We start from the raw sequence: 12,689 nt of genomic DNA on the forward strand, positions 1-12,689 counted from the left end.
GGTCCGGCCGCGCGGTGCTGACTGCGCGGCCGTTTCTTTACTGCTTGTGCTGCAACTGGCGGTGGCGGCCCGCCTCGTCATCTCCTGTTTTGCAGTGCCTGTAGCACGCCCAACTGACGAAGCATCGAAGCCGACATCTGCTGGGTTTGCAGATGCAGTTGCAGGGCGTTGGCGACTTGCTGGTTATTGCCTGCAATCTGCAGCAACTGGGCGATCTGCCCGTTGCTCGGCGCGATGGTCTGGGTGGCGAGCCCAGCGGGTGTCTGCAGCGCCACGTTCACGCCGTTGCTGGCGAACGAAATGCCGGCTTTCACGGAGCCGGTCGAATTGCTGGCCGATGCCGACGGCGCGTTGGCGGAGCCCGTCAGCGTCACGGCGCTGTTGTTGAAGTCGATTAGCGCGGTGTTGGTGCCGCTGTTTCGATCGCCCGCGACCTGGGTGACCTGCGACACGCCATTGACGCCGACGCTCTGGCCGCCGCGCGCCTGGGCATTCGGGTTGGCGCCCGAATCGCCTGGATGGCCGTGCGCGCCGCCGCTCACGCTGGCGAACGTGCTGACGGAGCTCGTGAGCTGGCCGCCGCCGTTCTGCACCGCGCTCAGCGATCCCTGGGCGAGCGCGCTCGCGCCGTTGGGCAACTGCCATTGCGAAATGACGTTCAGCACGAAGCCGGAGATCATCGTCGCGCCGGCGTATTTGCCGGTCTGGGTCGCGAGCACGTCGTCGCCGACGAGTTGCACCCGCAGGGGCGCGGCGCCTGGCTCTGGCGGTATCGAAAGTTCGGGAGCCGGTGGCGAGGCGGCGCCCTCCGAAGCGTGGGCAAGGCCGCCTGCGCCGCAGGCGATGGTGCAGAGCACGAACCCAAGCTGTGTGAAGTGTGACTTCATGGCGGGATCAGAACATGTCTGCCTTGTTCAAGCCGTACTCGAAAAAGGGAGTCGCGGCGGTGCCGGCTGCCAGCGCAGCGGCGCGCAGCTTCAGCGCGAGCGACTCGTTGTCCTGCAACAGTGGTGAATCCTCCCTGAAGGGTTTGCCGAGGACCGCGAACACGAGACCGTTCCAGGTCTTCGCGAAGTCCTCTTCGAGCACGATGCGATTGCCGAGCGCCGGGTCCGCGATGAACACGCGGCCGTCCTGCGCATGCTTGACGATCACGAAATGCTCGTAGCCGTCGATGTTCATCAGGACCATCACGGGGATCTGAAGATGGTGGAGCGCTTCGACGTTGACGCGAAAGCCGCGGCCGCGCAGTCCGATGGTCTCGACGAAGTGCTTCATGTCGAGCATCGAGAAGCCGTTCTTGACGACGACTTCGGGGGTTGAAAAGACCATCATCCGGCGAATCAGTTCGGTTTCCGGAATATCGATGCCGTAGCCGTACTTGAGGAGGGTGGCGAGCGCCGCCGCGCCGCAGCTGTAATCGAATTGCTGATTGACGATGTGGTTGTAGCGCAGGTCCTTCATCGAACGGACCGTCTTCGTCAACGGCACGCCGACGAACGTGGACGTGTCGATGCTCGACTGTGCGGCGGCGTGATCCGCGCACAGCATGCACCCTGCCAGCGCTACGGCGAACGGTAGCGCCGGGAACCCCTTGAACCCGGTCATGCTGGTCTCCTGCCCGATCCGCGCCGGCAGCTTCGATGGCTGCCGGCGCGCCCCTCCGACTGCTTTGTGCTTCTTCTGCCTGCCCGCGCTCGCCGCGTCGTCGGCTTACTTGCCGCTGTTCAGCGCCGCGATGGCGAGGCCGTTGTGCTGCAAGTTGCCCGCGCCGCCGGCGATGTTCACGCCGATGTTTCCGGAGGCGCCTTTCAGCGTATCGGCACCCAGACTCGCGGTGCCCTGGAATTGCCCGTGGACGGTCATCGTCGCGGATTGCGAGTTGTCGTCCGTCGCATCCATCGCGGTGGTCAGCGCCTTGCCCGGCGAGGTCGTCGTCACGGCGCCGGCAAGCGCGTTGTCCTGCGCGTTGCCGATACCGGAAGCGATGTTCACGCCGACGTTGCCCGTCACACCCGACAGCGACCCGTTGCCGACCGACGCGTTCAGATTGAAGTTGTGGATCGTCGCGCTGCCGCCCGAGGACTGCACGTTGAAGGCCTGCGCGTTGCCGAACACGTTGCCGACGTCGACCGAGGCGAGCGACACGTCGTTGCTCTGCGCGTTGTCGATGCCTTCCGCGATGTTGATGCCGAGGTTGCCCGACACGTTGCTGGCTGCGTTGGTGCCGGTGGTTGCATTCAGCGTGGCGGCAGCTTCGTTGTTGATGTGCTGCGTGATCGAGCCGCGCGTCGTCACGTCGGTCGTCGACATGCCTGCGTCGATGCCCCAGGCGGCGCCATACGAGTCGCTCGACGACGAGCGGCTGCGCGAGTAGCCCGACGATTGCTCGCCGACCATCGCATAGCCGGAGCCTTCGCTCGCCCTGAAGCCCCATGAACGGCTTTGCCCGGACGCTTCGCTCGCTTCGAAGCCGCCGGCGACGCCCGACGAGTTCGCGTAGCTCGATTCGCGATAACCGGCCTGCAGGCCGCCGCGGGCGCTGAACGAGCCGCTGCCGTGCGAGAACGTGTTGTGGTCCTGATAGCTGTAGCTGCCGCCGATCGAGCCGCCGGCCGACAGATGGCCGCCCGAGTTCTGACTTGTGTGCGAGAAGCTGCCCGCAATGCCGGCTGCCTGCTGGCTGGTTTCATAGCCGCCGCTCGTCACGCTCGCGCTCTGGCTGCCGTACGCATAGCCGCCGGAGGCTTCGAAGCCCTGCGAGCCCGAGCTCGACGACGTATGGTTTTGCGTCGTGAACGCGAATGCCGAGCCGCCGCCCCTGACCGACGTTCTGCTGTTGTTCAGGGTCGTGGTCACGTTGCCGCTGGTGTAGGTCTGCGCCTGCGGATCGAGCGTCGCATTCACGTTGACGGTCTGATTGTTGTTGATCACCGCGTTAGCCGTGCTGGAGACATGCACGCAGCCAAACAGTCCGACCAGACCTTCGACGCCGACCATCTCGCCGACGACCGTCGTATTGAACAGGTAGGCCTTCTGCGGCGCGGCAAGCACGCTGCCGGACGCGGCAACGAGAACGGCCGTGGCAATAAGAGTGCGCTTCATGATTCGCTCCGATACTTAAGTGTGGTCAGTTAAAAAAAGTGCCCGCCGGGGGACGGAGCACAAAACTGTTTGCCGTGGCATTACCGGCGCCGGCTGCCTGGTTGATTTGCACGATTCCGTTCGCGTCGCGCAAGGCATCGCTGGAAATGCTTGCCTCGCGCACGCCGTGAATCGCGTTCGACTGCCCCGGACTGCCGTTTTTCGGGGCCGTCGCGGATAGCTCCCCATCCGAGACGGTCTCGACTCCGAGCGCCGCAGTCCCGATCTGGGTGCTGTTGCGCTGCAGATTCCCTGCTCCGGCCGACTGGTTCACCAGCACCGCGCCGGATGTGTTCGAAAACGCATTGGCTTCGATCGACGCCTGCGCGCGCGGCACGTTCGCGGCCACCGACGCGCTTTGCACGCTCGCGTTCGCGTTGCCGACCGCGGCGCCGTTCGTCACCGTGATCTGGTTGGCCTGCGCGTTGTCGAGGCCAGCCGTTTCGTTGACCGTGAGCGCGCCCGTCGCGCCCATGCCCGCGCCGGTGCCGATCGTCGCGATGGCGCCGACGATGGGCACCGCTTGCGCCTGCGCGTGAGCCGCGCCGGCGACGAACGCAGCGACGCCCATGCACAGGCACGCGCAGACGCGCAGGGCCGGGCGTGCCGCAGCGATTTGCCGCGAGCGCAGCGAGGGGCGCAGGCGTGTGCTCATTTCAGACCTCCGAGCGCGCCGCCGAGGACGTTGGATAGCGGCGCGAGCGCGCCCGTCACCGACGAGCTGATCGTGCCGCCGACGCCCGTCGCCGGTCCGCCGATGCCGCCCGAGTTCAGCGGGATCGTGTTGCCGGTCGCCTTGCCGGAGAGGATCTGCGTGACGGCCTGCATGCCGGTGCCGCCGAGTACGCCGCCGGCGGCGACGCCGTTCGAGCCGTGCGCGTTCGTCAGATCGGTGTCGCCGACGAGCGTCGCGATCGTCGGATCGAACGAGTTGGCTGGGAACGTGGTGGCGCGCACGGCGACCGGGTCCTGGTCGCGCGGCACGGGGACGAACGCGTCGCGCGGCGTGACGCTGCGCTCGACGACGAGGTCGCCCGGATTGGCAACCTGCTCGGCATAGGCATGGCTCGTGAAGCAGACGGTGACGAGGACGCTGGCGAGAAGGGCGGTGCCGGCCGAGGCGGCGCGCGGCAAGACGGGAGCGTTGCTGAACGACGCCGCCGGCAGCCCGAGGGCGTGCGGCGTCTGTTGGTTCGTACTCATGTCCCGGTCCCTTCTCTCTTGTTGCCTGTGTCCCGCCGTCGTGGGGCGCGTCACTGCTCGCGCGGCCACCGGTCCTGCATTGCCTGGTTATTTGCCGTCTGTTCGTGGCTTTGTCCTGCTTACTTGCGCTGGTATGTCGCGACGTTGCCCTGGGCGGCGCGCGCGGCATCGACGGGCACCGGCAGCGGCGAGGGTGGCGCGATCTCGTCCCACAACGTCACCTGGTTGCCGCCGCTTTGCATCAACCGGGGCGTCGCGGCGACCATCAACATGCCGACCGCGCCGCCGCGTTGCCGCGACAGCATCTGGTCGTCGAGCGAAATATCGTTCATGGATGCAGCATCGGCAGCCGGGGTCGACGGATTGGCGGCAACCTGGCTGTCGTCCTCCGCGGCAACCGGCGTGGTGGCTTGCAGGCTGGCGGAGGCGGGGTCGGCGGCATCGCTGGAATCCGTCAGCGTGGCGAATCGCGCCGGGGCGGCTTGCGCTGTCGGCGTGCCGGCACTCGCCGGCAGGGCGCTGAACGCGAGAGCTGCGCAGATCGCGAAATATGGTGCGCGGCGGCTTATCAGATCGATGCGCAATGCGAGTCGCATGATGTGTCTCCCTGGTGCACGCCAATTAGCGAAACGTGTGCCATCGCTCGCAATCCATTGATACGTCTGGCGCCAACCAGCGCAAACATGACTAATGCGTTCCAAATCGGGAAAAAACGTTGCAACCCTGAAACGGATCAGCAGAAAATACCTATAATTCGTTAATCCGCGAGGTACGAAATACTGTCGCGAGAACGCCACGAAAAGCGCTTCCACTAATGTTTGATTTGTCGGCTGAATAAATCGCGATCGGCCGCTAAGCCTTGATGGGCAACGGATCAATCGATTAAATTCGCATAATTGTTTTCGAAGCGGCGCGCGTATAGTAAGCTCTCGAAAACAGCTTCAGATTTAAAAAAGGCCCATATCGGGCCGTCTCGAACACACACGCCGCTTTCTTGGGGATCAGCTGTCCGCACGGAATGGAATGGCCGTTCGGGTTTTGCGATTCGCGAATCCTGGACGAGTCAGCGTGTCTGAACCGCAATTTCAGGTGCATGCGTCGTCCTTAACGTTCGTTGGCGAGAGGATCTGAATAATGGAACCCGCAACGCGGCAACTGATTTACGTTTCGCGTGACCCGAGCGCGGAACTGAATACGCGTTTTATGCAGCGTGGCTGGCATGTCGAAGTCGTGGGATCGGCGCGCGACGCGCGCCGGGCAGTGCGCACCGGCACGGCTGCTGGCGGCCTGCTCGATCTGTCCAGTGATTTCCAGCCGCACGAAATCGCCGCTTTTGAATCCTGTTTGACCATGCCGAACGTCGGCTGGGTCGCTGCCACTACGCCTGGCCAACTCCAGGACGCCGCGTTGCGCCGGCTCGTGCGCGACTACTGTTTCGATTACGTGACTGTGCCGTCTTCTGGCGACCGTATTGTCGACTCGGTCGGTCATGCGTACGGCATGATCTCGCTGAGCGAAACGGCGTCGCACGACGGCTCGCAAGGCGCCGAGGGCGAGATGGTCGGCTCGTGCGACGCGATGCTCGCGCTGTTCCGCTCGATCCGCAAGGTCGCGATGACCGACGCGCCGGTGTTCATCTCCGGCGAATCGGGTACCGGCAAGGAGCTGACGGCAGTCGCCATTCATGAACGCTCGGCGCGGCGCAACGCGCCGTTCGTGCCGATCAATTGCGGTGCGATCCCGCCGCATCTTCTGCAATCGGAGCTGTTCGGCTATGAGCGCGGTGCGTTCACCGGCGCGAACCAGCGCAAGATCGGCCGGGTCGAGGCGGCCAACGGCGGCACGCTGTTTCTCGACGAAATCGGTGATCTGCCGCTCGAAAGCCAGGCGAGCCTGTTGCGCTTCCTGCAGGAGCGCAAGGTCGAGCGGCTCGGCGGCCATAGCGCGATCGACGTCGACGTGCGCATCATTTCGGCCACGCACGTGGACATGACCGCGGCGATGATCGAAGGGCGCTTCCGTTCCGACCTCTATCACCGCCTCTGCGTGCTGCAGATCGACGAGCCGCCGCTGCGCGCGCGCGGCAAGGACATCGAACTGCTCGCGCGGCACATGCTCGAACGTTTCAAGAAGGATGCGAGCCGCCGCCTGCGTGGCTTCGCGCCCGACGCGATCGCCGCGCTGCATAACTACGGCTGGCCCGGCAACGTGCGCGAACTGATCAATCGGGTGCGGCGCGCGATCGTGATGTCGGAGGGACGCGCGATCACCGCGCGCGACCTCGAACTTGCCGAATACGTCGAGATCGTGCCGGTGTCGCTCGCGCAGGCGCGCGAAGCGGCCGAGCGTCAGGCGATCGAGCTTGCGTTGCTGCGGCATCGCGGGCGGCTCGGAGACGCGGCGCAGGAACTTGGCATCTCGCGCGTAACGCTGTACCGGCTGCTGTGCTCGCACGGCATGCGTCATATGGAAGGTGAGCCGATGGCGCCGCCGCACGGCGATTTGCCGGCGTCCGTGCAGCATCTGTAGGCGGCGCGGGCGAGCGGCGAGACGGGCGACGTGGCATGTGAAGGTCTGGCGCGTCGCCGGGGGTCTCGGGCTGTGCCGGTTCGGACGGATTGACTGTGCCTTCCGGGCGCAGCGACGCCGCCGGCAAGCGTCGCGTCGAAGCACTTTTGCATGCACGTATTTGCTGCCCGTATATCGCGTACCGCGGTGTTTTCCTTTCCGTCTGATATTTCCCTCGATATTCCCCATGCGGCGCGCCATGCCCCGGCGGCGTGCGGTCGCGCTTGTTAGAATCGGGTTTTGCTCAATTCCGTGTGCGCGCCTGATCGGGTTCGCGCCGCGCCGAAGGAAACTGCATGAAACAATACCTGGACCTCGTCCGTACGATTCTCGACACCGGCACGTGGCAGGAAAACCGCACCGGCATCCGCACCATCAGCATGCCCGGCGCGATGCTGCGCTTCGATCTGCAACAAGGCTTTCCAGCGGTCACGACGAAGAAGCTCGCGTTCAAGTCGGCGATCGGCGAGCTGGTCGGGTTTCTGCGTGCTTCGCGCAGCGCCGCGGATTTCCGCGAGCTCGGCTGCAAGGTGTGGGACGGGAACGCGAATCAGAACGCGCAGTGGCTCGCCAATCCGTATCGCGAGGGCCCGGATGATCTCGGTGATGTCTACGGCGTGCAATGGCGCAAGTGGCCGGCCTACAAGGTGCTCGACGCCAGCGCAAGTGCGCAACTCGCTGACGCGCAGGCGCGTGGTTTTCGCGTGATCACGCAGTTCGACGAAGAAGGCCGCTCGAAGGTGCTGCTTTACAAGGCGATCGACCAGCTGCGCCAGTGTCTCGACACGATCATGCAGAACCCCGCCGATCGACGCATTCTGTTCCATGCCTGGAACCCGGCCGTGCTCGACCAGATCGCTCTACCGGCTTGCCATCTGCTGTACCAGTTTCTGCCGAACGTTACGCGCCGCGAAATTTCGCTATGCCTGTATATCCGCAGCAACGACGTCGGGCTTGGCACGCCCTTCAATCTGACCGAGGGCGCGGCGCTGCTGCATCTGGTCGGACGGCTGACGGGCTATACGCCGCGCTGGTTCAGCTATTTCATCGGCGATGCGCACATCTACGAGAATCAGCTCGATATGCTGCACCAGCAGCTCGAGCGCGAGCCGTACGGGAGTCCGCGGCTCGCGATTTCCGATCGCGTGCCCGACTACGCGAAGACCGGCGTGTACGAACCGGAATGGCTCGAGACGATCGAGCCTGCGGATTTCTCTCTGGTCGGCTATCGGCATCACGAGCCGCTGACGGCGCCGATGGCGATCTGATGTCGGTGGGAGCGGGGCGGTAGCGCTCGCCCTCGTCGTCGTCGAATAACAGAAGCCCCGCGATGGTTTGCATCGCGGGGCTTTATTGTTGCCGGGACGACAGGCGTCCTGCTTAGCTCTTGTGATGCTCGTCGCGATTGCCGCCGCCCTGGTGCTGCTCGGCATGTTGCGGTTGCGGCTGGGGTTGCGGACGTGGCTGCTGCACCTGCTGGGGCCGCGGTTCGGGGCGTGGCTGCTGCATCTGCGGACGCGGCTCGGGCCGGGCTTGCGGCATCGGCTGCGGACGCGGTTCGAAATGCGGCTGCTGCGCCTGCTGGAACTGCGGTTCGGGCCGAGGGGCTTGCGGCATCGGCTGCGGACGCGGTTCGACACGCCGCTGTTGCGCCTGCTGCATTTGTGGTTCGGGACGCCGTTGCTGCGGCGGGACGGCGTGCGGCGCCTGTTGCGTCACAGGCGGATGCCAGTTTGGCACACGCGCCTGTTGCTGCGCGGCCGGGTTGTCCGGCGGGTGGGGCGCACCGGACTGTCGCGCGAAGCTCGGCTGTTGCGGGCCGCCCGGTTGCGCCATGCGCGGTGCCTGCTGCGCCATCGGGGTATGCGGCTGCGTCCATGCCGGCTGAGACCTGCCGACCGCGCCCCATTCCTGCGGCACGCCGGGCTGCCGTGCGTACGCCGCTGTGTTGGCTGAATTCCCACCGGCTGCTTGCGGCGGCCGCGGCACACCATTCGACGGATGGCCCATATTGCCCGCGAGCCCGCTCTCGCCAGACTGCGGCGGACGCGGCTTGCCGACCATCTGCGGCGGCATGCCCGGACGCGCTTGCGGCGCTTCGCCATGCGGCCCCACGACGCCGGCTTCGCCGGGCCGCTGGCCAGCCTGCTCGACGCCATGCGGGCCGTTACCGCCCATTGCGCCAGGCGCGCCAGGCGCACCCGCGGCCATCCCCGGCGGACGTCCCGGCACATGCGATTGCACGACCCGCACGTTCGCCATCGGCAGCGCGCTCGGTGCGCCGGTCATATGCGCCGGCACCGCGGTGCGCACGACCGGCTGGCCGCCGCCGGGCACCCGACCGCCGCTTTGCGCGAAGCGCTGCGCGAGCTCGTCGTGATAAGCGGCCGGCATGACGGGATTGCGAGTCGCGACGACCGGCCGGCCGACGACGCTCGCCGGTGGCCGGTAGTTCGCGCGCCGCAGATCCGACCCGAAGCTTTCGCGCACCGGCGCGATCCCCGGTGCGCCCGGGTTGATCCGCGCGTTGCGCCACTGCGCCGGATCGACCTTCTGCGAAAAGCGTCGGACTGGCTGACCGTGCACGAACGCTGTCGCCGGCACGGCTGTCACACCGCCCGGCACGCGATAGTTCACGTATGTGTTGTGGATGTTCACGTTGCGGCGGTGGCGGTAGTCGTTGACGATCGTCGTGCGGTTCACGCGGTCGTAGTACCCAGCGCTCCAGCGGTCGTGACCGCCCCAATGCGGATGCCACCGCTCGCCCGGCCCGAGCGGAAACCACGCGACGCCCGCCGCGACGACGCCGCCGACCGCCAGGTTCACACCCCAGTCGACGCCGCCGTCGTCGTCGCCGACGAATGCGACCAGCGCCGGCGCATAGACCGGCGTCGCGTCCGCTTCGAGCGGACCTGGCACCCAGGCCCACGTGCCGTCGACCTCGGCCCAGCGGCCGTAGTGGTACGGCGCGAAGCCCCAAGGTTGGTCGTCGACCCAGGTCCAGCCCCACGGCGCCTGCCAGACCCAGTGGCCGTCGTGATACGGCGCCCAGCCGGCCGGCGTCGCGTTCGGCACCCACACTTCGCCGTACTGCGGCGTCTCGCGCCATGTGCCGTTGGCATCGAGGTCCTCGTAGCCGGGGATGTCGCGCGACACGTAGCGCGCCGACAGCGAGCGGTCTTCGGTGGCGTCGCGGCTGGCGGCCCACTGGTCGAGCTCGTCGGCAGCGGGCGCGCGGTTGTCGGCGAGCTGCTGCAGGCTGGTGCCGGCAAAGCGGATCTGCTGACCCGCCGCGACCGGCACCTGGCCGCCGTCGCCGTACGCGATCGCGCTGCCGCTGCGCACGGTGACGGTCGTGCTGCTGCCGTCCGGCGCGACGTCGACGCGGTAGTCGCCGGGACCATTTACGCCGAGCGCAAGGTTCGGCGTGTCGATTTCATACGACGAGCCCGGCGCGAGCTCGCGCACGCGCGTCGATAGCGTGCCTTGCGCGACTTTCAGTTGCGCGGTCGTGTCGTCGAGATTGAGCACGTCGAGGCTCGTGTTCTGGCCGAGGCGCACCGCGGTCGAGCCGATGTGCAGCTCGGAGCGTGCGTTCTGGTCGTTCCATAGCTGGTCGCCGGTCGTCAGCGGCCGGTTGATCTGCGCGTACGACCAGTCGGTCGCGCCGGCCGGCTCGGTGGTCACGGCGCCGGCCGTGTAGTTCAGCCGCGCGACGCGCCCCGGCGGATCGCCCCCCGACGGAGCGCCGCCCGACGGATCGCCGCCCGGCCCGACGGCCGCCGCGGCTTGTGGCGTGGGTGTCGCTTGCTGCGCCAGGGCGCTCTGCGCCGCGAGCGCGACGGCGGCCGCGATCAGCGTATAGCCGCTCATCCGGCGTCGGATCCCGGCATGCTGCACGGGTTGCTTGGCGTGTGTCATGACTGATCTCCGACGGACGTGGCAATGGGCCGGGTCCGTTCACTCACTGTACCCGCCGCCTATGTTTCAAGACTCGCTCATTTGTAAGGTGGATTCGCTGGCGTGTAACAAAAGGTCTCGCCACGTCGGGCCGCCGGCAGGTGAACGGTCTATCCGGCCAAAAACGCATCGAACTGTTGATGGCCGGCCGGCGTGACGCGCAGCACGCGCGGCCGCTCGGTCCGCTCGACCCAGCCATGCGCCGACCACGCATCGAGCAACGCCGCGCCGAGCGCGCCGCCCAGATGCGGCCGGCGCATGCTCCAGTCGAGGCAGGTGCAAGCGAAGCGCCGCCGTCGGGTCTTCTGCGCGGCCATATCGATGCCCCAGTCGGCGAAGCGGGCGACGCCCTGCGCGGTCGCTTCGAGCGATGCGCCGTCTTGCGTCAGCAGTCCGCGCTCGAGCATGCGCTCGAACATGCGCACCGACAGCTCGCCTGCCATGTGGTCGTAACAGGTGCGCGCATAGCGCATTTCCAGTGGCACGGTGCGTGCCGGACGCGGCACGGAGCGCTGTGGCGCGCTGACCTGCGCGACGTTGGCGAGTGCTTCGATCGATGCGGCGATGTCCGCCGACGCGATACGGAAATAGCGATGCCGGCCGCGCACTTCGAGCGCGAGCAGCCCGCCGTCGGTGAGCCGTCCGAGATGGGCGCTCGCCGCCGATGGCGACAGCCCCGCGATCATCGTCAGTTCGCCGGCTGGGCGGGCGCTGCCGTCCATTAGCGCCCACAGCATCGCGGCGCGGCCGGGATCGGCGAGTAGCGCGCCGATGCGGCTCAGGCCGGGGAAGTGGTTCTGGTCGTCTAAGAGGGGGGCGGTCATGGCACGTCTCCTGAATGGGCGGCACAGGGCAGCGCGGTCCAATCGCAAAGCCCGCCGCCACGATTCCTACTCTACGCGCATCAGGTATTCGATGTTTCAGCTTCGCGTGAACAATGAATGCGACGGACGTGTCCGGCTCGGTCCGCGTTTGCGCGTCGTCGCGAGCCGCCAGGCTAGAATCGAAGCCTGTCCTTGCAGGAAATCGATGTGATGAAAACTCTTCTCGCCGTCGCCGCGGCGGTTCTGCTGTCCAGCGCCTGCGCGGGGGGCGGAGCCGGCTCGGGGTCGGCCGGCAGCGGCAGCATCAACATGTACGGCACCGTCGACACAGGGATCAGCGTCCACAACTAGGCCCACCCTCGGCCCCTCGGCCCATCGGCGCGCTTCGCGCAGCGTCCCCAATCGACGCCGCGCCGCGCGCAATATTGCGCTCGTATAATCGCCTCCTTTCAATGCATCCGATTGACCGGAGTCAAGATGAGCACTGTTCCCACCGCACCGCTGGACCGTTCGGAAACCACCTTCCGCTTTCTCGCCGAGCCGACCTCGGTCAACTTCGGCGGCAAGGTGCATGGCGGCGCGCTGATGAAGTGGATCGACGAAACCGCCTACGCATGCGCGGCGGTATGGTCTGGGCGCTATTGCGTGACGGTCAGCGTCGGCAATATCCGTTTCCGTCGGCCGATCCTCGTCGGCAATCTGGTCGAGCTGCGCGCGCGCGTCGTCGCGACGGGCCGCACCAGCATGCACATCCACGTGTCGGTGCACGCGGGCGACCCGAAGGGCGGCGAGCTGCTGCAGACCACCGACTGTCTCGTCGTCATGGTCGCCGTCAACGAGAACGGCCATCCGGTGCCGGTGCCCGCCTTCCTGCCAGAGACCGAAGAGCAGAAACGCCTCGCCAGGTACGCGATGGACGTGAAGGAAGCGCTCGACGCGATCGTCGAGCTGAAGCCGGAAGAAGTCGCGCAGGGAAAGATCTAAGCGCGC

General features: G+C 66.7%; 12 protein-coding genes. 4 read left to right on the forward strand and 8 right to left on the reverse strand.

The features are described 5' to 3' along the window. Positions 1–77 precede the first annotated feature (77 nt). The 6 genes from OKW35_RS32155 to OKW35_RS32180 form a co-directional block, all read right to left on the reverse strand. On the reverse strand, positions 78–887 hold the full coding sequence (locus tag OKW35_RS32155; RefSeq protein WP_429404870.1) for a peptidase C39: 810 nt from the start codon (positions 885–887) through the stop codon (positions 78–80). A gap of 7 nt (positions 888–894) precedes the next feature. After that, positions 895–1,608, reverse strand: coding sequence for a C39 family peptidase (locus OKW35_RS32160; protein WP_429404872.1), 714 nt, complete (start codon positions 1,606–1,608; stop codon positions 895–897). Positions 1,609–1,713: 105 nt separating this feature from the next. Beyond that, positions 1,714–3,105: a hypothetical protein gene (locus OKW35_RS32165; RefSeq protein WP_184061373.1), complete on the reverse strand. Its 1,392-nt coding sequence runs from the start codon at positions 3,103–3,105 to the stop codon at positions 1,714–1,716. A gap of 25 nt (positions 3,106–3,130) precedes the next feature. Next, a complete protein-coding gene (locus OKW35_RS32170) occupies positions 3,131–3,799 on the reverse strand; it encodes a hypothetical protein (protein WP_429554190.1) in 669 nt (222 codons plus the stop codon). Then, positions 3,796–4,347, reverse strand: a complete 552-nt coding sequence (locus tag OKW35_RS32175; protein WP_184061375.1) for a hypothetical protein — start codon at positions 4,345–4,347, stop codon at positions 3,796–3,798. The genes OKW35_RS32170 and OKW35_RS32175 overlap by 4 nt, the downstream gene beginning before the upstream one ends. Before the next feature lie 119 nt (positions 4,348–4,466). Then, the gene (locus tag OKW35_RS32180) at positions 4,467–4,943 is read right to left on the reverse strand and encodes a hypothetical protein (protein ID WP_429491956.1); all 477 of its coding nucleotides are present in this window, start codon (positions 4,941–4,943) and stop codon (positions 4,467–4,469) included. A 538-nt stretch (positions 4,944–5,481) separates the two neighbouring features. Here OKW35_RS32180 and OKW35_RS32185 point away from each other — a divergent pair. Further along, a complete protein-coding gene (locus OKW35_RS32185; RefSeq protein WP_184061377.1) occupies positions 5,482–6,876 on the forward strand; it encodes a sigma-54 dependent transcriptional regulator in 1,395 nt (464 codons plus the stop codon). Positions 6,877–7,211: 335 nt separating this feature from the next. Continuing rightward, on the forward strand, positions 7,212–8,183 hold the full coding sequence (locus OKW35_RS32190) for a thymidylate synthase (RefSeq protein ID WP_429335097.1): 972 nt from the start codon (positions 7,212–7,214) through the stop codon (positions 8,181–8,183). 112 nt (positions 8,184–8,295) lie between these two features. Here the strand turns inward: OKW35_RS32190 and OKW35_RS32195 are convergent, their stop codons facing one another. Next, positions 8,296–10,836, reverse strand: coding sequence for a DUF6600 domain-containing protein (locus OKW35_RS32195; RefSeq protein WP_429554191.1), 2,541 nt, complete (start codon positions 10,834–10,836; stop codon positions 8,296–8,298). Positions 10,837–10,985: 149 nt separating this feature from the next. Then, the gene (locus OKW35_RS32200; protein WP_184061380.1) at positions 10,986–11,699 is read right to left on the reverse strand and encodes an ArsR/SmtB family transcription factor; all 714 of its coding nucleotides are present in this window, start codon (positions 11,697–11,699) and stop codon (positions 10,986–10,988) included. Between the two features lie 210 nt (positions 11,700–11,909). On the opposite strand from OKW35_RS32200, the gene OKW35_RS32205 reads away from it, so the two are divergent. Together OKW35_RS32205 and OKW35_RS32210 are read left to right on the forward strand one after the other, a co-directional pair. Continuing rightward, a complete protein-coding gene (locus OKW35_RS32205; protein ID WP_167368602.1) occupies positions 11,910–12,050 on the forward strand; it encodes a hypothetical protein in 141 nt (46 codons plus the stop codon). A gap of 126 nt (positions 12,051–12,176) precedes the next feature. Then, complete coding sequence (locus OKW35_RS32210) at positions 12,177–12,683, forward strand: acyl-CoA thioesterase (protein WP_176105428.1); 507 nt, start codon at positions 12,177–12,179, stop codon at positions 12,681–12,683. Positions 12,684–12,689 lie beyond the last annotated feature (6 nt).

It is taken from the genome of Paraburkholderia sp. MM5477-R1 (assembly GCF_050436385.1).
Classification (GTDB): Bacteria; Pseudomonadota; Gammaproteobacteria; order Burkholderiales; family Burkholderiaceae; genus Paraburkholderia; species Paraburkholderia tuberum.